The organism is Streptomyces sp. NPDC091292, from assembly GCF_044757265.1.
Lineage (GTDB): Bacteria > Actinomycetota > Actinomycetes > Streptomycetales > Streptomycetaceae > Streptomyces.
Genome location: NZ_JBIVUQ010000003.1, coordinates 539,951 through 558,741, shown reverse-complemented (window position 1 = coordinate 558,741; position 18,791 = coordinate 539,951). Strand labels below are relative to the sequence as shown.

General features: G+C 71.5%; 14 protein-coding genes. 5 read left to right on the top strand and 9 right to left on the bottom strand.

Features of this window, described 5'->3' with window-relative positions:
* Window positions 1–17 precede the first annotated feature (17 nt).
* Genes ACIQNU_RS13840 through ACIQNU_RS13820 form a run of 5 tightly spaced genes read right to left on the bottom strand, consistent with a single transcriptional unit; the run spans window position 18 to window position 5,481 of the window.
* Complete coding sequence (locus tag ACIQNU_RS13840) at window positions 18–1,250, bottom strand: styrene monooxygenase/indole monooxygenase family protein (RefSeq protein WP_401365487.1); 1,233 nt, start codon at window positions 1,248–1,250, stop codon at window positions 18–20.
* 20 nt (window positions 1,251–1,270) lie between these two features.
* A complete protein-coding gene (locus tag ACIQNU_RS13835; protein ID WP_401365486.1) occupies window positions 1,271–1,897 on the bottom strand; it encodes a GTP-binding protein in 627 nt (208 codons plus the stop codon).
* Entirely contained in the window at window positions 1,878–2,333 is a 456-nt protein-coding gene (locus ACIQNU_RS13830) for a DUF742 domain-containing protein (protein ID WP_401365484.1), read from the bottom strand. The genes ACIQNU_RS13835 and ACIQNU_RS13830 overlap by 20 nt, the downstream gene beginning before the upstream one ends.
* Window positions 2,330–2,809, bottom strand: coding sequence for a roadblock/LC7 domain-containing protein (locus ACIQNU_RS13825; protein ID WP_401365483.1), 480 nt, complete (start codon window positions 2,807–2,809; stop codon window positions 2,330–2,332). Before ACIQNU_RS13825 ends, ACIQNU_RS13830 begins: the two co-directional genes overlap by 4 nt.
* Window positions 2,806–5,481, bottom strand: a complete 2,676-nt coding sequence (locus ACIQNU_RS13820; protein ID WP_401365481.1) for a nitrate- and nitrite sensing domain-containing protein — start codon at window positions 5,479–5,481, stop codon at window positions 2,806–2,808. The genes ACIQNU_RS13825 and ACIQNU_RS13820 overlap by 4 nt, the downstream gene beginning before the upstream one ends.
* A 358-nt stretch (window positions 5,482–5,839) precedes the next feature.
* Between ACIQNU_RS13820 and ACIQNU_RS13815 the strand changes: the two genes are divergently transcribed.
* A complete protein-coding gene (locus ACIQNU_RS13815) occupies window positions 5,840–6,628 on the top strand; it encodes a protein phosphatase 2C domain-containing protein (protein WP_401365479.1) in 789 nt (262 codons plus the stop codon).
* A 149-nt stretch (window positions 6,629–6,777) separates the two neighbouring features.
* On the opposite strand, the gene ACIQNU_RS13810 is transcribed toward ACIQNU_RS13815, so the two are convergent.
* A complete protein-coding gene (locus ACIQNU_RS13810; protein WP_401365477.1) occupies window positions 6,778–7,281 on the bottom strand; it encodes a MarR family winged helix-turn-helix transcriptional regulator in 504 nt (167 codons plus the stop codon).
* A 276-nt stretch (window positions 7,282–7,557) separates the two neighbouring features.
* Between ACIQNU_RS13810 and ACIQNU_RS13805 the strand changes: the two genes are divergently transcribed.
* The gene (locus ACIQNU_RS13805) at window positions 7,558–8,406 is read left to right on the top strand and encodes a lysozyme (protein WP_401365476.1); all 849 of its coding nucleotides are present in this window, start codon (window positions 7,558–7,560) and stop codon (window positions 8,404–8,406) included.
* Window positions 8,407–8,492: 86 nt separating this feature from the next.
* Here ACIQNU_RS13805 and lon read toward each other — a convergent pair whose 3' ends face one another.
* The 3 genes from lon to ACIQNU_RS13790 all read right to left on the bottom strand — a co-directional run bounded on the left by lon (window position 8,493) and on the right by ACIQNU_RS13790 (window position 14,329).
* Window positions 8,493–10,904 (bottom strand): endopeptidase La, encoded by a 2,412-nt coding sequence (gene lon, locus ACIQNU_RS13800; protein WP_401365474.1) that lies wholly within the window; start codon window positions 10,902–10,904, stop codon window positions 8,493–8,495.
* Window positions 10,905–12,525: 1,621 nt separating this feature from the next.
* Complete coding sequence (locus ACIQNU_RS13795; RefSeq protein ID WP_401365473.1) at window positions 12,526–13,317, bottom strand: class II aldolase/adducin family protein; 792 nt, start codon at window positions 13,315–13,317, stop codon at window positions 12,526–12,528.
* A gap of 43 nt (window positions 13,318–13,360) precedes the next feature.
* Entirely contained in the window at window positions 13,361–14,329 is a 969-nt protein-coding gene (locus ACIQNU_RS13790) for a C-terminal binding protein (RefSeq protein WP_401365472.1), read from the bottom strand.
* 126 nt (window positions 14,330–14,455) lie between these two features.
* On the opposite strand from ACIQNU_RS13790, the gene ACIQNU_RS13785 reads away from it, so the two are divergent.
* From ACIQNU_RS13785 to ACIQNU_RS13775, 3 genes are all read left to right on the top strand, one after another.
* Window positions 14,456–15,373 (top strand): Lrp/AsnC family transcriptional regulator, encoded by a 918-nt coding sequence (locus tag ACIQNU_RS13785; protein ID WP_401365471.1) that lies wholly within the window; start codon window positions 14,456–14,458, stop codon window positions 15,371–15,373.
* Between the two features lie 111 nt (window positions 15,374–15,484).
* On the top strand, window positions 15,485–17,140 hold the full coding sequence (locus ACIQNU_RS13780; protein WP_401365470.1) for an amidohydrolase: 1,656 nt from the start codon (window positions 15,485–15,487) through the stop codon (window positions 17,138–17,140).
* 67 nt (window positions 17,141–17,207) lie between these two features.
* Window positions 17,208–18,557, top strand: coding sequence for an MFS transporter (locus ACIQNU_RS13775; protein ID WP_401365469.1), 1,350 nt, complete (start codon window positions 17,208–17,210; stop codon window positions 18,555–18,557).
* The last annotated feature ends 234 nt before the right edge of the window (window positions 18,558–18,791 follow it).

Below are 18,791 nucleotides of genomic sequence, written 5' to 3'. Positions count from 1 at the left end.
CACCCCGACGGGAGCGGTCAGCCGGAGACCCCGGCCAAGTACTTCTCCGTCTTCTCCGGGTCATAGAAGAAGTTCTCGAAGTCCGACGGGTCGTTGAAGCCGTTGGCGAAGCGGTCGGCCACCGGCTGGAGGGCGCCTGCCGCGCCGATCAGGTTGAGGACGTGCTCCGGCGGGACGCCCAGCATCGCGTTGGTCCACTTGGTGACGTGCTGCGCCGTCTCCCAGTAGCCGTCGAACGTGGCCTGCATCCACGCCTCGTCGAAGGGCTGGTCACCGTGCGCGACGATCGACTCCAGATACGCGGCGGCACACTTCGACGCCGAGTTGGAACCCTGCCCGGTGATCGGGTCGTTGGCGACGACGACGTCCGCGACACCGAGGACCGCTCCCCCGCCGGGCAGCCGCCCGACCGGATTGCGGACGGTCGGCGCGTACCGCCCGGAGAGCGTCGCGTGGGCATCGGTCAGCTCGACCTTCGTGGCGCGCGCGTACTCCCACGGAGTGAACCGCTCCATCAGCTCCAGCGTCAGCGACAGATGCTCCGCCGGGTCCTTGACGCCCTGGAAGGCGTCGAGGGGGCCGCCGGGGACGCCCTCCCAGAAGAGGATGTCGGCGCGGCCCGACGTGGTGAGCGTCGGCATCACGAACAGCTCGCCGACCCCGGGCACCAGATTGCAGCGGACCGCGTCGAAGTCGGGGTGCTCGGGCCGTACGCCCAGCCCGTGGACGTAGGCGACGGCGAGCGCGCGCTGCGGCTCCGCGTACGGGGAGCGGGAGGCGTCGCGGCCGAACATCGACACCAGTTCGCCCTTGCCCGCCGAGACGAGCACCAGGTCGTAGGTGCGGGAGAAGAAGTCCAGGTCGGAGACGGCCGCGCCGTGGATGACGAGCTGGCCGCCGCGCTGCGCGAACGTGTCCATCCAGCCGGCCATCTTCACCCGCTGGTCGACGGACTGCGCGAAGCCGTCGAGCCGGCCGACCCAGTCGATGACCCGCTGCGACTCGGGCCCCGCGACGGAGACGCCGAGCCCTTCGATCCTCGGGGCCTGCGACTCCCAGAAGTTGATCTGAAGGTCCCGCTCGTGCTGGAGCGCGGTGTGGAACATGCACTGGGTCGACATGACGCGGCCGGACCGGATCTCGTCGGCCGTGCGGTTGGACATCAGGGTGACCTCGTACCCCCGCGACTGGAGGCCGAGGGCGAGCTGGAGCCCGGACTGACCGGCTCCGACGATGAGTATCTTCCGCATGCGGGTGCTCTCCTGTGGACTTATTCGGGACTGGCGTCGAGCGCGTGGCCGACCAGGGCGAGCAGCGACTCGACCACCGAGATCCGCCGGCGCGCGTCCATGATCAGCACGGGGACGTGCGGCGGGACCGTCAGGGCCTCGCGTACGTCCTCGGTCTCGAACCGCTCGCTGCCGTCGAAGTGGTTGACGCCCACCACGTAGGGCAGCCCGCAGCTCTCGAAGTAGTCCAGGGCCGGGAAGCAGTCGTCCAGGCGGCGGGTGTCCGCGAGCACGACGGCGCCTATCGCGCCCCGCACCAGGTCGTCCCACATGAACCAGAACCGCTGCTGGCCCGGCGTACCGAAGAGATACAGGACCAGGTCGTCGTCCAGGGTGATCCGGCCGTAGTCCATGGCGACCGTGGTGGTCGTCTTCTCCGGGGTCGCCGTCAGATCGTCGGTGCCCTCGCTCGCCTCGGTCATCAGCGCCTCCGTCTGGAGGGGCTCGATCTCCGAGACGGTGGCGACGAGCGTGGTCTTGCCGACGCCGAAGCCGCCCGCGACCACGATCTTCGTGGCGATCGGCGCGCGCGTCCGGTCGAGCTGCCAGGGCTGGAGCCGTTCTCCTGTCCCGACGGACGGCAGTGGTTCAGAGACGACGGAGTCCACTCAGCACCCTTTCCAGCAGCGCGCGGTCCGGCTGTCCCGGGCCGTGACCGGTTCCGTATACACGGATCTTTCCCTGGTCCGCCAGGTCACTGAGGAGTACGCGGACCACGCCGAGCGGCATCTTCAGCAGCGCGGCGATCTCGGCCACCGTGCGCATACGGCGGCAGAGTTCGACAATGGCCCGCATCTCGGGCATCACCCGGGTCGAGAGCGAGCCTCCCCCAAAGCCGAAAGCCTGGGAGGTACCCCCAGGCAGCTCAAGGCGCTCGTCGGGGGCCTCCAGGGCGGCGACGAACGTCTCGACCAGCAGGACGTGCCCGAACCGGGTGCGTCCGCCGGTGAGCGAATAGGGCCTGACCCGGGCGGGTTTTCGGTCGCCGCCGCGCACCGGCAGCTTCGCCGCGCCGGAGGGGGGCTGGGCGTTCGGCGTACTCACTGGGCGCTCTCCATCGACTGGCGCAGCTCGCTGCGGAGTTCGGGGGTGAGGACATGTCCGGCGCGGCCGACGAAGAGGGCCATGTGGTACGCGACGACGCTCATGTCGCAGTCGGGCGTGGCGTGCACGCCGAGGAGGGAGCCGTCACTGATCGACATGATGAAGAGGGCACCTTCCGCCATGGCGACCATGGTCTGCTTGACACCGCCGCCGTCCATGAGTTTGGCGGCGCCGATGGTGAGGCTGCCGATCCCGGAGACGATGGTGGCGAGGTCGGCCGCCGATCCCTTGGGGCCGGTGGTCCGTCCGGCGGGGCGCTCCGCTCTTCTCCCGGGGTCGGAGGAGAGCAGCAGCAGTCCGTCGGAGGAGACGACCGCGACCGAGAGCAGGCCGGGCACCTCCTCGACGAGGTTCGTCAACAGCCAGTGCAGATTGCGGGCTTCACTGCTCAGTCCATAAGTACTGGGCGCAGTCAACTGCTTGCCTCCTCGACAATGTCCCCCTCGACTTCCGCGGTGAGTTCGGCTTCCACATCGCGCCGTCCCGCCTTGGCCCCCTGATGAAACCCACCGAGCTTACGCCGCAGCGCCTCGGCGTCGACACCACCGCCCTGCGGTACGGGCGCGCCGCCGGTCTCACTGATCTTGGGCGTCCGCTTGGGCAGCCCCTTCCCGGTGACGCGCGGAGCCTCGTCGGCGGCACGATGATGGGCGTCGGCGTCGGGGACTCCGGCTGCGACTACGGGTCCGGGTACGGGCTCGGGCGCCGGTCTATCAGGGGGAACGGGCGCCGTGAATTCGAGCGTCGTCTCGGACTCCCGCGCGTGCACGGCACGCTCCGCCGCGGCGATCAGCGGATCATGGCCTCTGCGTACGGGGAGGACATTGGAGTTGGCCTCGGCCTCGGACCCGGGAAGGGCGACCGAGGGGGCCGCCCCCGCGACCGGCGGGGCGCTCCGCTGCCGGGGCGCCACCGCGGCGGCCGGCTCGGCGGCGAGGAGCGCCTTGGGCAGCACGGCGACCGCCGCGACCCCGCCCTGCTTCTGCTCCCGCAACTGCACCCGCACGCCGTGCCGGTGCGCGAGCCGCGCGACCACGTACAGGCCGAGCCCGAGCCCGCTCCCGTCGTCCTGCGCCCCGTGCTCGGAACCGGCGTCCTCGGGGTCGAAATCGGACAGCCGTACGTTCAGCTCGCGCAGCCGCTCCGAGGTCATCCCTATGCCCTCGTCCTGCACGGAGAGCATCACCTCACCGTTCTCCAGGAGCCACCCGGAGACCTCGACGGTCGCGTCCGGCGGCGAGAAGGAGGTGGCGTTCTCCAGGAGTTCGGCGACGAGATGGCTGAGGTCGTCGGCGGCGAACCCCGCGACATGCGCGTGCTGCGGCAGCGAGGTGATACGGACCCGCTCGTACCGCTCGATCTCGCTGACGGCGGCGCGCGCGACATCCACGAGCGGTACGGGACCGGGGTGCTGGTGCACATGCTCGGCGCCGGCGAGTACCAGCAGGTTCTCGCTGTGCCTGCGCATGACGGTCGCGAAGTGGTCCAGCTTGAACAGGGTGGCGAGCCGGTCCGGGTCCTGCTCGCGGTCCTCCAGGTTCTCGATGACGGCGAGCTGCCGCTCGACCAGTCCGAGGGTGCGCAGGGCGAGGTTCACGAACGTGCCCTGGATGGAGCCGCGCGCCCGCTCAAGCCGCTCGGCGGCGTCGGCGAGTTCGGCCTGTGTCCGGGCGCGCTCGTCGGCCATGGACTCGCGCTGGCCGACGAGGTGCCTGCGGTCGGACTCCAGCGTGGTGAGCCGCTCGTGCAGCGCGAGGGCGTGCGCGTGCAGGGCGTTGACGGAGCGGACGACCTCGGCGAACTCGTCGTTGCGCCCGGTGAAGCGGATCGGCTCGTCGGTGGCCGGGTCGGCGGCGAGGCGCGCGGAGCCCCGGCGCAGGACGGAGAGCGGGCGGGTCAGCGAGCGGGCCATGCCCATGGACACACCGACGGCGAGCAGGAGCAGCACTCCGGTGACCGCGACCCGGATCTCCAGGGCGGTGACCTCGTCGTCGCGTAGCTGTTCGAGCTGCTTGACGCGGGCGGTGCCGAAGGACGCCTCGACGCCGCGCATCAGGTCGACGCGGGCGGTGAGCGCGGCGTCGATCTTCTTCGCGCTCAGCTTCAGATCGCCGTCGCTGAGGGTGGGCTGGTCGGTGAGGTCGGCGAGGTACTTCTCGGCGGCGGTGACCGAGGGGCCGTTGACGGTGGAGTCGTACGAGGAGGCGTCGGCGGCGGGCGCCGAATCGTGGAAGTCGGCGAGCGCGGCCCGCTCGCGGACGTGCGCCTCCTGGGCGGCGGCGCTGAGCAGCCCGCGCGCGCGGGTGTCGGCCTCGGACTCGTTGGGGACGGTGACCGCGAGGCCGGTGACCGGGTCGATGGTGGTGGTGCTGCCGGTCGCGTGCGGTACGGCGTAGGCGGCGAGGAGCAGCCCTCGGGCGGCGGAAGCCTGTTCGACGGCCCGGTCGAGGTCGCCGAACGCGCGGAGCCCGGAGCCTGCGTCCGGCGGGGTCTGCTCGGCCAGGTCCTCGGTGAGCAGGTGGAGCGCGCTGATGACCTTCGCGTACGCCTGGTGGGCCGCCAGGGCGGTGTCCTTGCCGGTGAGGGCGGCGCGGCGGGCGGCGGCGACGGCGTCTAGGTCGTCGCGCAGCGGCGCGGGCGCCTCGGCGCGGAGTTCCTGGACGCGGCGGTCGACCCGGGCGCTGCGCTGCTCGGAGAGGCCCTTGCCTTCGGGGCGTCCGGCGGCGATCCAGGCGGTGACCTCGTCGCGTTCGTCGGCGAGCGCGTTCGCGAGGGTGACGGCCTGCTGGGTGCGCTCGGCGAGTACCACCAGGTTCTGGGCGTCGTTGGCGTCCGCGGAAGCGGCCACGACCGCCGGGGCGCCGGCGCCCGCGATGGCGGCGGCCACGACGGCGACGGAGATGATCAGACGGCTGCGTACCCGCTTGCGGCGGCCCCGGGGCCCCGGCTGAGGTGGCCCACCGGACCCGCCGGACCCGCCCGGCGCGGCCGGTGTCCCCTCCGCTGCCCCTTGTGCCCCTTGCGCCCCTTGAGAGGCCGACTTCCCGCCCTTGCGCCGAGGCCGCAGTTTCTGCACCGGTGCTCGCATTCCTGACTCGTCATACCCATGGGCCCGGGTGACGATCCGTCAACTCAGGCGTCCCACCCGGTACGGCTCCAGACCATTCCAGTGCCGGTGAGCAGTGGTCGCGCATCGCCTCGCCCGCCACCCGAAGGAGTGAACATCGACGGGGAGTTGGGCGGCAAGTTCCCGTGGCACGGGCAAAGCGGCCGTACGGGGAGCCGGTTGGACGTGATCGTCAGGCTTTGGCAGGATGCCCCGCCACGCCTCCCCCGGAGTTGATCATTACCGCCCAAAACCGGCGGGTGACCAGCAGGTACGGTCCAATGCCGGGAGGTCGACCCGGGTCCACGGGGAGGCCCGGGGGCTCAGGCAGACTGGCGGTATGCGCATCGACATCGCCACCGCTCCCGGTGACCCCGGCCGCCCCAACGAGGACTTCGCATCGGTGGCGGTTCCGGCCTCCGGACAAGGGGGATCCCTGGTCGTCCTGGACGGCGTGACTCCGCCGCGTGACGGGGACGACGGCTGCCGCCATTCGGTTCCGTGGTTCACGGCACACCTGGGGGGCGCGCTCGGGGAACTGTCCGTTTCGCGGCGAGATCTGACGCTGCGGGACGTCCTTTCCGAGGCGATTGTGCGTACGGCCGATACACATCGCGCCACATGTGACCTTTCTCACCCGAGGACGCCTCAGGCGACGGTGGTCCTGGCGCGGTGGGACGCGGAGCGCGTGGAGCATCTGGTCCTGTCCGACTCGGCGCTGCTCCTGGAGCGCCCGGACGGCTCCGTGGACGCGGTGCTCGACGACCGGCTGGCACGGGTGCCGAGGGCGGCGCTGGGGTCGGCGGCGCACGTGGACGCGGTACTGCGCAACCGCGAGGGCGGCTTCTTCACGGCGGCGGCGGATCCGACGGTGGCGGGGCGGGCCGTGGCGGGCGCTTCGGCCCGGGACGAGGTCCGGTCCTTGCTCGCCCTGACGGACGGCGCGACACGCTGGGTGGACCGCTTCACAGCAGGCGACTGGCACGCCTGCCACACGATCGTCCGCAAGGAGGGCACCCAGTCCTTGATCGACAGAGTCAGAGACCTGGAACGCTCAAGGGAGGGGCGGGCAGCCTTGGGCCACAGCAAGCCGCACGACGACGCGGCGGCGGTGTACGCAGAGCTGTAGGGGGCGGAATGTACGGGGGCGGGTCTGTAGGGGGGCGCCCCGCAGGGGCGCCTTTAAGGGGCGCGGGGAACTGCGCACCCAGCCACGGCGGACCCGCACACCGCCAACCACCCCAGCCCCCACTCTCTACCCGGCCCTCGAAAAAACACTTATGTGGCGGACCGCGCATTCAGATGGTGGAGAAGCCGCGCCAACTCCGCCACCTCCCCCCGATCCCAGTCCGCCAATTGGCGGACATACCGCGCCCGCCGAGCATCCCGCACCGCCCGGAACCGCGTACGCCCCTCCTCCGTAAGGTGGATCAGATAGGCACGCCCATCCGCCGGATCAGGCTCACGGGCGACCAGCCCGAGATCTTCGAGCGCCCGCAACTGCCGACTCATCGTGGCCTTGCCGACCCCGATGTACGCGGCGAGTTCGGTGGCCCGCTGCCGCCCGTGCTCCTCCAGCCGGACCAACAGTCCGTAAGCGGCCGGTTCCAGGTCCGGATGGACTTCGCGGGCGATCTCCCCCGAGGAGGCCCGAGCCCTCCGCAGAAGGACCGTCAGCTCGCGTTCAAGGGCGAGGAATTCGTGGTCCACACCATTTCCCGACGCGTTGATTTCGGCGGCCCGCCGCTCTCCGTTCCCGCCCTCGTGCACGTCAGCAGCCATGACCCGGTTTCCCACCTCTGAAAGTTTCTTTCATACGCGGCCATCGCCGCAGCTCCGCCAGTATTTCGCAGGAGTAGACCAACGGCAGCCACCGAACCCTCTTCCCACCCGCCCTTTTACGTGCGTAGCTTCAGTATCAGTGACATGCAACCGACAAGGTGGCACTTGGTCGGGCGCGCCCACACCGCGCACCGTCACCGCACACGGCCGTCCCGGCCCCCGCACTCCTCGCACCTGATCCCCCACCCAGCCACATCAGGCCATCGGAGGCACGATATGCCCGTGCACAGATCCTTAACCGCCAATCGCTCCCGACTGTCCGTCATCGGCATCCTTCTCGCGGCGCTCAGCCTGCTGTTGACCCTCCCCTCGGCCGCGCAGGCCGCCGACAGCGACGCGACCGCTCCCCCCGCATATCCGCCGCGCGGCTCGGCCCACCTGGGCATGGGCGTCGTCGAACACGACGGCCAGGGTGGCCTTCCCCGTGACACCCGCGCCGTCCAGACCGAGGGCGTGGACGTGAGCAGCCATCAGGGCAACGTCGCCTGGTCGACGTTGTGGAACAGCGGAGTCAAGTGGGCCTATACGAAGGCCAGCGAGGGGACGTACTACACGAACCCCTACTTCGCGCAGCAGTACAACGGCTCGTACAACATCGGCATGATCCGTGGCGCGTACCACTTCGCCACCCCCGACACCACGAGTGGCGCAACGCAGGCCAACTACTTCGTGGACCACGGCGGCGGCTGGTCGCGCGACGGCAAGACCCTGCCGGGCGCGCTGGACATAGAGTGGAATCCGTACGGCGCCGCGTGCTACGGCCTCTCGCAGAGCGCGATGGTGAACTGGATCCGCGACTTCACGAACCAGTACCGCGCCCGCACCGGCCGTGACGCCGTCATCTACACGGCGACGAGCTGGTGGACGCAGTGCACCGGCAACTCGTCGGCGTTCGGCGCGACCAACCCGCTGTGGGTGGCCCGGTACGCCGCCGACCCGGGCGCCCTCCCGGCCGGCTGGGGCTTCTACACGATGTGGCAGTACACCTCGTCGGGCCCGACGGTCGGCGACCACAACAAGTTCAACGGCGCCCTGGACCGCGTCCAGGCACTGGCCAACGGCTGACCCCACCGCCGCGGGCACTCCTCCACGCGGAAGGCCCGGCACCCACGAGGGGTGCCGGGCCCTTCCTCATCTCCCGTCCGCGTCCGTCACGCCGCGACCGGAAGTCCCGCGCCGTTCGTCGCCGGGGCGAGGGCGATGTCCAGGACCTGCCGGACGTCCGTCACGGGGTGGACGGCCAGCTTGTCCAGGACCTCGGCCGGTACGTCGTCCAGGTCGGCCTCGTTCCGCTTCGGGATCACGACCGTCGTGATCCCGGCCCGGTGGGCGGCGAGCAGCTTCTGCTTCAGACCACCGATCGGCAGCACCCGTCCGGTCAGCGAGACCTCACCGGTCATCGCCACATCCGTACGGACCAGGCGTCCGCTCAGCAGCGAGGCGAGGGCGGTCGTCATGGTGATGCCCGCGCTCGGCCCGTCCTTGGGGACCGCGCCCGCCGGGAAGTGGATGTGCGCTCCCCGGTCCTTCAGATCGCCGACCGGCAGCTCCAGTTCGGCGCCGTGCGAGCGGAGGAAGCTCAGCGCGATCTGCGCCGACTCCTTCATCACGTCGCCCAGCTGACCGGTCAGGGTCAGTCCGGCCGCGCCGGTCTCCGGGTCGGCGAGGGACGCCTCCACATAGAGGACGTCTCCGCCCGCGCCGGTGACCGCGAGCCCGGTGGCGACACCGGGGACGGCGGTGCGCCGCTCGGCGGGGTCCTGCGCGGCCTCCGGCACATGGTGCGGCCGGCCGATCAGCCCGCGCAGATCGTCGTCCGTGACGGTGTACGGCAGGTCCCGCTCGCCCAGTTCGTGCTGGGCCGCGATCTTGCGCAGCAGCCGGGCGATGCCCCGCTCCAGGTTCCGTACGCCCGCTTCCCGGGTGTACTCGCCCGCGAGCTTGCGCAGCGCGCTCTCGGCGAGGGTGACCTCGTCCTTCTCCAGACCGGCCCGCTCCAGTTGGCGCGGCAGCAGGTGGTCCCGGGCGATGACGACCTTCTCGTCCTCGGTGTAGCCGTCGAGGCGGACCAGCTCCATACGGTCGAGCAGGGCCTCCGGGATGGCTTCCAGGACGTTCGCCGTCGCCAGGAAGACGACGTCGGACAGGTCGAGTTCGACCTCCAGGTAGTGGTCGCGGAAGGTGTGGTTCTGCGCGGGGTCGAGGACTTCGAGCAGGGCAGCGGCGGGGTCGCCGCGGAAGTCGGAGCCGACCTTGTCGATCTCGTCCAGCAGGACCACCGGGTTCATGGACCCGGCCTCCTTGATCGCGCGGACGATCCGGCCGGGCAGCGCGCCGACGTACGTACGCCGGTGGCCGCGGATCTCCGCCTCGTCCCGGACACCGCCGAGCGCGACGCGGACGAACTTGCGGCCCATGGCGTGCGCCACGGACTCGCCCAGCGAGGTCTTGCCGACGCCGGGCGGGCCGACCAGCGCGAGCACCGCGCCGCCGCGCCGTCCGCCGACGACTCCGAGGCCCCGCTCGGCGCGCCGCTTGCGCACCGCCAGGTACTCGGTGATCCGTTCCTTCACATCGTCCAGGCCCGCGTGCTCGGCGTCGAGCACGGCACGGGCGCCCTGGATGTCGTAGCGGTCCTCGGTCCTCTCCTGCCACGGCAGTTCGAGGACGGTGTCGAGCCAGGTGCGGATCCAGGAGCCCTCGGGCGACTGGTCGCTCGCGCGCTCCAGCTTCTCGACCTCCTTGAGCGCGGCCTCACGGACGTTCTCGGGAAGGTCGGCGGCCTCGACACGGGTCCAGTAATCGTCGGACTCGTCCTCGTCACCCTTCTCGCCGTTCAGCTCCCGAAGCTCCTTGCGGACGGCTTCGAGCTGGCGGCGCAGCAGGAATTCGCGCTGTTGCTTGTCGACGCCCTCCTGGACGTCCTTGGCGATGGACTCGGCGACGTCCTGCTCGGCGAGGTGTTCGCGGAGCTGATCGGTGGCGAGCTTCAGCCGGGCCACCGGGTCGGCGGTCTCCAGCAGGGTGACCTTCTGGGCGAGGGACAGGAACGGTGAGTAACCGGAATTGTCGGCGAGCTGCGACACGTCCTCGATCGCCTGGACGCGGTCCACGACCTGCCAGGCGCCGCGCTTGCGCAGCCAGCTCGTCGCGAGGGCCTTGTACTCCTTCATCAGTTCGGTGACGGCACCGGGCAGCGGCTCGGGCACCGTTTCGTCGACCGGGGTGCCCTCCACCCAGAGGGCGGCACCCGGTCCGGTCGTACCGGCACCGATCCGCACGCGGCCACGGCCCCGGATCAGGGCGCCCGGGTCGCCGTCGGCGAGCCGGCCCACCTGCTCCACGGTGCCGATCACGCCGGTGCCCGCGTACGTCCCATCGATACGGGGGACGAGCAGCACCCGCGGCTTGCCGGGCGCCGAAAGGGCGGCGGCCTGGGCAGCCTCCACCGCGGCGCGTACATCGGTGTCGTTGAGGTCGAGCGGAACCACCATTCCGGGCAGCACGACCTCGTCATCGAGCGGCAGCACGGGCAGGGCGAGCGGAGTGGACTCAGCAGCCATGATCTCCCCTTCGGCAATCAAGTTGAGCTATACCGACTCAATGCAGAACGCCCCGCGAATGTTCCCGGCCCCTTGTTCGCCCACAGCGATAGCCCCCGGCGGCAGACCGGGCACCCCCCACGACCTGCCTGCTCTGTCACGGGAACAAGCCCAAGGCCGTCCCCCATTCCGCCGAACACTGACCGCCGTGGCGGAGCACCGCTGCGGCGGGAAGAAATGCGCCTGCGGCGCGGCGCCACCTGGCAGGGGGAGGGGTGCCGGACCCGCCACCAGCCGTCGGAGGCGGGAGGCCACGGCCCGCCGCCGGGCGGACGGAGGTCTGGGGCGGGTGGCGGCGGGATGCGGAGGGGGTCGCGGACTTCCGCCGGACACGCACCGTCGTGGCGAAGCACCGTTGCGCCGGGAAGTACTCCACCGGAGATTCGGGGCAGCGGCAGCGAGCGCTCCCCGCCGACGGAACACTCCCCGCCAGAACGGCGCATCGCCACAGCGGTGCCGCGACCCCCTCCGCCCGGCAGCCCGCCGCCGCAGGCAGTGCTCGCCGCAGCCGGTCAGGGGCCGCACTGCCGCCTGCCCCAGACCTCCTCCCCCTCCGGCAGAACACTCCCCGCCACAACGGCGCATCGCCACAACGGTGCATGACCGGCGAAATCCACAACCCCCTCCACACCCAGCCGCCACAGCCGATGCTCGCCGCAGGCGGTCAGGGGGCCGCCGACCTTGCTGTGCCTGCCCCAGACCTCCTCCCGCCTCCAGCCGAACACTCCCTGCCGCAACGGCGCGTCGCCACGACGGTGCATGACCGGCGAAATCCACAACCCTCTCCACACCCCCACAGCCCACCGCCACAGGCAGTGCTCGCCGCGGGCGGTCAGGGGCCGCCGACCTCGCTGCCGCCTGCCCCAGCCCCCCTCCCGTCTCCGCAGAACACTTCTCGCCGCAACGGCGCTACGCCACAGCGGCGCGTGTCTGGCGGAATCCGCGACCCCCTCCCCCCCCAGCCCGCCGCAGGCTGAGTTCGCGCGGCCGGTCAGGGGTCGCCCATTTCCGGCGGAACACTTCCCGCCGCAACGGCGCATCGCCACGACGGTGCGCGTCCGGCGAAATCCGAGCCCGCCGCCAGCCGCCACAGCCGGTGCTCGCCGCAGGCGAAACTTCCCGCCGCAACGGCGCTACGCCACGACGGCGCGTGTCCGGCGGAATCCGCGCCCCCCTCCACACCCCCCAGCCCACCGCCACAGGCACTGCTCGCCGCAGGCGGTCAGGGACCGCCGACCTCACTGCCGCCAGCCCCAGACCTCCCCCGCCCCCGGCGAAACACTCCCCGCCGCAACCGCGCACCGCCACAGCGGCCCGTAACCGGCGGAACCCGCAACCCCCTCCACACCCCACCGCAGACACTGCTCGCCGCAGGCGGTCAAGGGCCGCCGACCTCACTGCCGCCAGCCCCAGACCTCCCCCGCCCCCGGCGAAACACTCCCCGCCGCAACCGCGCACCGCCACGACGGCGCGTGTCCGGCGGAATCCGCGACCCCCTCCACACCCCCCAGCCCGCCGCAGGCGAAGTTCGCGGTGGCCGGTCAGGGGCCGCCGAATGCCGGTCACCGGCCCCCCGTACTCGTCAGGACCGGTAGTCCGGAGCCACCCGGTCCAAGAGGCGGAGCATCGCCGACCACGCCAGGTCGTAGGCGTCCGCGTCCTCCAGGTCCGTTTCCGCTTCGCCCGTGAGCTGGCGGGCCGTGTAGTCGCAGATCTCGGCCGGAGGGATCACCAGTGCGCTGCCGCCCGCCTGTGCCGTGACCTGGATTTCGCAGGCCTTCTCCAGGTAGTACATCCGCAGGAACGCCTGCGCCGCGCTCTCCCCGACCGTCAGCAGCCCGTGGTTGCGCAGGATCAGCGCCGGATGCCCCCCGATGTCCGCGACCAGCCGCTTCTGCTCGTCCAGGTTGAGGGCGACCCCCTCGTAGTCGTGGTAGCCGACGCGGTCGTAGAACTCCATCGACATCTGGTTGAGCGGCAGCAGCCCGCCCTCCTGCGCGGCGACCGCGCACCCGGCCTTGGTGTGCGTGTGCAGCACGCACTGGGCGTCCTCCCGCGCGCGGTGGATGGCGCTGTGGATCACGAACCCCGCCGGATTCACCGGATACGGGCTCGGCTCCACCGCCTTCCCGTCGAGGTCGATCTTGACCAGATTGGACGCGGTGATCTCCTCGAAGAGGAGCCCGTACGGGTTGATCAGGAAGTGATGGTCCGGCCCCGGCAGCCGCAGCGAGATGTGCGTGAAGATGAGGTCGGTCATCCGGAAGTGCGCCACCAGCCGGTACACGGCGGCCAGTTGACACCGCAGCTCCCACTCGGCGGCGCTCACCGAGACGGTCTTCTCCACGGCGGTCTTCTCTGCCGTACTCGTCATGCTCGTACTCCTCACTCAGGTCGGATCACTCAGGTCGAGTCGCTCAGGTCGGGTCGACGACGGGGGTCAGCGGTCGGCCCGTGCGCTGCCAGGCCAGGATGTTCTCCGCCGGGCCCGTGACATAAGCCCGGATCGAGGCATCGGAGAGGAACGCGCTGTGCGGGGACAGCTGGATACGCGGATGGGTGAGCAGCGGATCACCGGCGGGCGGCGGCTCGACCGGCAGCACGTCGAGCGCCGCACCGGCGAGCCGCCCCTCGTCCAGCGCGGCGAGCAGCGCACCGGGGTCGACCAGTTCGCCCCGCGACACGTTGACCAGGAAGCCGCCCGGCCGCAGCCGGCCGAGGAAGGCGGCGTCGACAAGTCCCCGGGTCTCGTCGGTGAGCGGCACATGCAGCGAGAGCACATCGGTGCGGGGCAGCAACGCGTCCAGCGAGTCGGCGCGTTCGACGCCGTCGGGCCAGTCGGCGGCGCGCGGGTCGTAGGCCACGACGGTCCCGAAGACGGGCGCGGCGAGGCGGGCCAGCGTACGGGCGATCCGGCCCATGCCGACCAGGCCGAGTGTCACCTCGCCCGCCCGGCGCGGCACTTCCCGGAAGTCGGTGCTCCAGCCCCCGCCGCGTACGACGGCGTCGGCCTGCGGCAGCCGGCGGACCAGCGACAGCGCCGACGCGAGGGCGTGCACGGCGACGTCCTCGGTCGCCGCGCCCGGCAGATTGGCGAGCCAGCAGCCCCGGTCGCGCACCGCGCGCGGGTCGACCATGTCGTGGCCCGCGGACATGGTCGCGATCATGCGCACCCGGGGCAGCCGGTCGAGGAGGGCGGCGTCCACGCGCGCGTACCCGACGATCAGCGCGTCCGCGTCGTACGCGACGGACGCGATCACGTCCGGGTCGACGCTGTGCGCGACCCGCACCTCGAACCCGGCGTCCTGGAGCAGCCGGACACCGGGACCCGGATCCAGCTCCGCCGGATCCGTGAACACCACCACCGGACGACCCACAGCAACCACCCCCACCTTCTTCGATAGACGATTCCTCGACGGACGATTCGTCCGTGAACAGTATCCTGAACTTACGTTTCGACCGTACAGCCCGTACCGCCCGCCCGTACTGCCCTACGCGAGGAGACCCGTCCGGTGGATCTGGACCAGACCGATCTGTCCGTCGTCCGCGAACTCCAGGAGGACGGCAGGCTCACGTACGAGACGCTGGCGCAGCGCGTGGGCCTGTCCCGGCCCGCGACCCGCGCGCGGGTGCAGCGGCTGCTCGCGACCGGCGCGGTCCGGGTGGTCGCGATCGTGCACCCGGCGGTACGCGGACTGACCGCGTCCGCCCATCTGTCGATCGACGTCGAGGGCGCGGCAGCCCCGGTCGCACGGGCCGTCGCGGCGCTCCCGCAGGCCCCGTTCGTGACGCTCACGGCGGGGCAGCGCCCGGTCATGGCCGAGCTGCGGACGGCGGGCTTCGGCGCCCTGGACGAGGCGATCGAGCGGGTACGGAGCCTGCCCGGGGTGACCGTGGTCGACCCGCTCCTGTCCACCGGCCAGATCAAGGACCCGTACCTCCTGCCCGACGAACCGGACGCGCTCGACCTCGACGCCACGGACCACCGGATCCTGGCGGAGCTGGAGCACGACGGGCGGCTGCCGTTCGCGGAGCTGGCCGAGCGGGTCGGCCTCTCCCCCGGCGCCACCCGCTCCCGCACCCTGCGCCTCCTGGACGCCGGGGTCGCCAAGGTCGTCGCGCTGGTCCGCCCCGAGGTACTGGGGCTCGGCCACCTGTGCGGCTTCGCGGTCCGCGTGGACGGCCCGGCCGCACCGGTCGCCCGGCGCCTCGCGCGCTGGGAGCGGGTGTCGTTCCTGTCGACGTGCATCGGCCGCGCACAGCTCGTCGGCACGATCACGGCGGAGTCGCTGGGCGCGGTCCTGGAGACCCAGGAGCGGATGCGGGACGTGGCGGGGGTACGGGGCGTGGAGAGCTGGCTGCACATGGAGCTGGTGAAGGAGCGGTACGACATGGGCACACCACCCACCGACCTCTCGGACGATACGTAGGCAGATAGCTCGCTCGACTTGTCGAAAAATTTAAGAGCGCATCATCTGGCGCACCTGGCGTTCGTGTTTTACCTTCATCGCGAACGAATCAGTTGCACAGACAGGAACGCCATGCGCCAGAGCACCGCCGCCCCCGAGCGGACCCTCCTCGTCACCGGGGCCGAGGTCGCCGCCGCCGGCACCCCCGTCCGCGCCGAGGCCCTCGCCGTACGCGGCGACCGGATCGTGCACGTCGGGACCGCCGCCGACGCCCGCGCCGCACTCGGCGGACGCGCCGACGAGACCCTGACGCTCGACGGCGGCCTGGTGCACCCCGGCTTCGTCGACGCGCACTGCCACCCGGTGATGTACGGGCAGGCCCTCGCCTGGGTGGACTGCCGCCCCGAGCGCGTCCCCGACATCGACACGCTCGTCACGGTCCTCACCGAGGCCGCCCGCGACCTGCCCGCGGGCGTCCCGGTACGCGGCTTCGGCTACGAGCACCGGCGGCTCGCCGAGCGCCGCCACCCCACCTGCCACGACCTCGACCGCGTCGCGACCGACCGCGAGGTGTACGTCATGAACGCCTCCGGCCACGGCGGTGTCGTCAACTCCCGCACCCTGCGGACCTGCGGCATCACCGCCGGAACCGCCGACCCCGAGGGCGGCAGCATCGGCCGCACCGCCGCCGGTGAGCCCGACGGACAGCTGTGGGACGCGGCCTGCGACCTGCTCACCGGGCCAGCCGGCGTGAAGATCGGCAACCACGGCCCGAACTTCCACCTCTCCGAGCCCGACGCGATCATGGCCGACCATCTGGCCCGCGCCCAGGAGGTGTTCCTCGCGGCCGGTGTCACCACGGTCGGCGACGCGCAGGTCTCCCGGCGCGAGATGGAGACGTATCTGCGGGCGTACGCGGACGGGTCGCTGCGGATGCGGGTCTCCGCGTATCTGACATCGGCGCTCCTGGACACCGCGCTCGACCTCGGTGTCGTGCACGGCTTCGGCGACGACCTGTTCCGGGTGCAGGGCGTGAAGTTCTACGCGGACGGCACCCTCGGCGGCTGGACCGCGTACTTCCCGGAGGGGTACGCGGCGGACTGCTGCCACCACGGGCAGCTGTACCACTCGGCCGACGAGTACGCGGAACTCCTCGGCCGCGCCCATCGCGCGGGGCTCCAGACCGCGACGCACGCACAGTCCCCGTACGCCATCGGCATGGTCCTCGACGCGGTCGAGAAGGCGCGGGCCGACCGGGACCGGCCGGGGATGCGGCACCGGATCGAGCACTGCGGGCTGCCGACCGACGAGCAGATCACCCGGATGGGTGAATTGGGGGTCGTGCCCGTGATGCAGCCGCAGCACCATCTGCGGACGGGTGACGGCACGGTGACGGCGCTCGGTGACCTCGGGCACCGGTACAACCCGGCGGGGCGGTGCGCCGCGGCGGGCGTGCCGGTGGTCTTCAGCTCGGACGCGCCCGTCGCGCCGCCCGCGCCGCTGGAGGCGGTCGCCGCCGCCGCGCACCGGCGGACCGTACTCGGCACGGTCCTCGGCGACGCCTCACTGCGGCTGCCGGTCGCCGACGGGCTGCACGCGCACACCGCCGCCGCCGCGCGCGCCCTGCACGCCGAACACTCCGTCGGCGCCCTCGCGCCCGGCATGCTCGCCGACTTCGTCGTCCTCGACGCGGACCCGCTGCGGACACCCGCCGACGCGCTCCCCGGGATCACGGTCGAGCAGACGTGGATCGCCGGCACCCGCGCGTGGACGCGCACGCCCCACTGAGACCCACCTCTCACTCTCCGCCCGCTCCGTCCCCCTTATCCTCTTATCTTCCCTCCGGAGACTCGCCATGACCGACCGCACCAGCGCACGAAAGAGCCAGAGCCCGAGACGGGCCGCGGCGGCGGCCCTCGCCGGTACCTCGATCGAGTGGTACGACTTCTACGCCTTCGCCACGGCGGCGGCGATCGTCTTCGACGACGTGTTCTTCCCGTCGGACATGCCGCCGCTGATGAAGACCCTGGCGGCGTTCGGCACGTTCGCCGTCGGGTTCCTGCTGCGCCCGCTGGGCGGCATCATCTTCGGGCACATCGGCGACCGGGTGGGCCGCAAGAAGACGCTCGTGGTGACGCTGATGATGATGGGCATCGCGTCGTTCGCGATCGGTCTGCTGCCGACGTACGAGCAGGTCGGCGTGTTGGCTCCGATCCTGCTGATCGTGCTGCGGCTGATCCAGGGGCTGGCGATCGGCGGGGAGTGGGGCGGCGCCGTACTGATCGCGGTGGAGAGCGCGCCGCCGGGGAAGGCGGCGTTCTGGGGGTCGTTCGCGCAGCTCGGGTCGTCGGTGGGGGCGCTGCTCTCGACGGGGGCGTTCGCGCTGATGAACCTCTTCGGGAGCGCGGCGTTCACCAGCTGGGGGTGGCGGGTGCCGTTCCTGGCGTCGGCGGTGCTGGTCGTGGTGGGGCTGCTGATCCGGACCCGGCTTGAGGACTCGCCGGTGACGGCGGGGCGGACGGCGGAGGAGAAGGCGGCGGCCGAGGCGGCGCCGCTGCCGGTGGTCGAGGTGTTCCGTACGGCCTGGCGCACGGTCCTGACCGGCGTCTTCGCGCTGGCCACGGCGACCGGCGGCTACTACGTGGTGACGAGCTACCTGCTGTCGTACGGCACCGGCGAACTACACCTGTCCGAGTCGATGCTCCTGAACGGCCTGACACTGGCCGCGTTCCTGGAACTCGTCGTGACCCCCGGTCTGTCGTGGCTGGCGGACAAGGTGGGGGCGCACAAGGTGGTGATCTTCGGCCTGGCGGGGGTGATCGTCCTGTCGATCCCGCAGTTCCTGATCCTGCGGACGGAGAGCATTGCCCTCATCTGGCTGATGATGCTGGCGATGCGGTTCGTGATGTCGGCGCTGTACGGGCCGATCGCGTCGATCCTGGCCGAAGGCTTCGAACCGCACGTCCGCTATACGGGAATCTCCCTGTCGTACCAGGTCTGCAACATGATCTTCGCGGGCCTCGGCCCGATGGCGGCGGTCGCCCTGTCGGCGTGGGCGGGCGGCTCGTACTGGCCGGCGGCGGCCATGCTCATGGCGACATCGGCGGTGGGCATCTTCTGCACGAGCCGCTTGGCACGGGCCCGAACCCGAATCCCGAGCCTCCGGCTCGACGACTCTCCGACCCGAATCCCGGCAGGTAGCTGACCCAAGCACGTACCACCGACGGCGGAAGGCGCCAGAGCCGCCATCGCGGCACCCCGCAGGAAGCGCGGCCTCACAAGGGGCGCGGGGAACGGCGCACCCACCCCCGGACAACCCGCAGATCCCCACCGCCCCCAAGCCCCACAAAGGGGCGCGGGGAACTGCGCACCCACCCCCACACAACCCACAGATCCCCACCGCCCCCAAGCCCCACAAAGGGGCGCGGGGAACTGCGCA

What these genes read in the sequence shown, in the direction of transcription:
- ACIQNU_RS13840 (WP_401365487.1), bottom strand. Translation starts at nt 1,250, where the DNA reads ATGCGGAAGATACTCATCGTCGGAGCCGGTCAGTCCGGGCTCCAGCTC.
- ACIQNU_RS13820 (WP_401365481.1), bottom strand. Translation starts at nt 5,481, where the DNA reads ATGCGAGCACCGGTGCAGAAACTGCGGCCTCGGCGCAAGGGCGGGAAG.
- ACIQNU_RS13815 (WP_401365479.1), top strand. Translation starts at nt 5,840, where the DNA reads ATGCGCATCGACATCGCCACCGCTCCCGGTGACCCCGGCCGCCCCAAC.
- ACIQNU_RS13810 (WP_401365477.1), bottom strand. Translation starts at nt 7,281, where the DNA reads ATGGCTGCTGACGTGCACGAGGGCGGGAACGGAGAGCGGCGGGCCGCC.
- ACIQNU_RS13805 (WP_401365476.1), top strand. Translation starts at nt 7,558, where the DNA reads ATGCCCGTGCACAGATCCTTAACCGCCAATCGCTCCCGACTGTCCGTC.
- lon (WP_401365474.1), bottom strand. Translation starts at nt 10,904, where the DNA reads ATGGCTGCTGAGTCCACTCCGCTCGCCCTGCCCGTGCTGCCGCTCGAT.
- ACIQNU_RS13795 (WP_401365473.1), bottom strand. Translation starts at nt 13,317, where the DNA reads ATGACGAGTACGGCAGAGAAGACCGCCGTGGAGAAGACCGTCTCGGTG.
- ACIQNU_RS13780 (WP_401365470.1), top strand. Translation starts at nt 15,485, where the DNA reads ATGCGCCAGAGCACCGCCGCCCCCGAGCGGACCCTCCTCGTCACCGGG.
- ACIQNU_RS13775 (WP_401365469.1), top strand. Translation starts at nt 17,208, where the DNA reads ATGACCGACCGCACCAGCGCACGAAAGAGCCAGAGCCCGAGACGGGCC.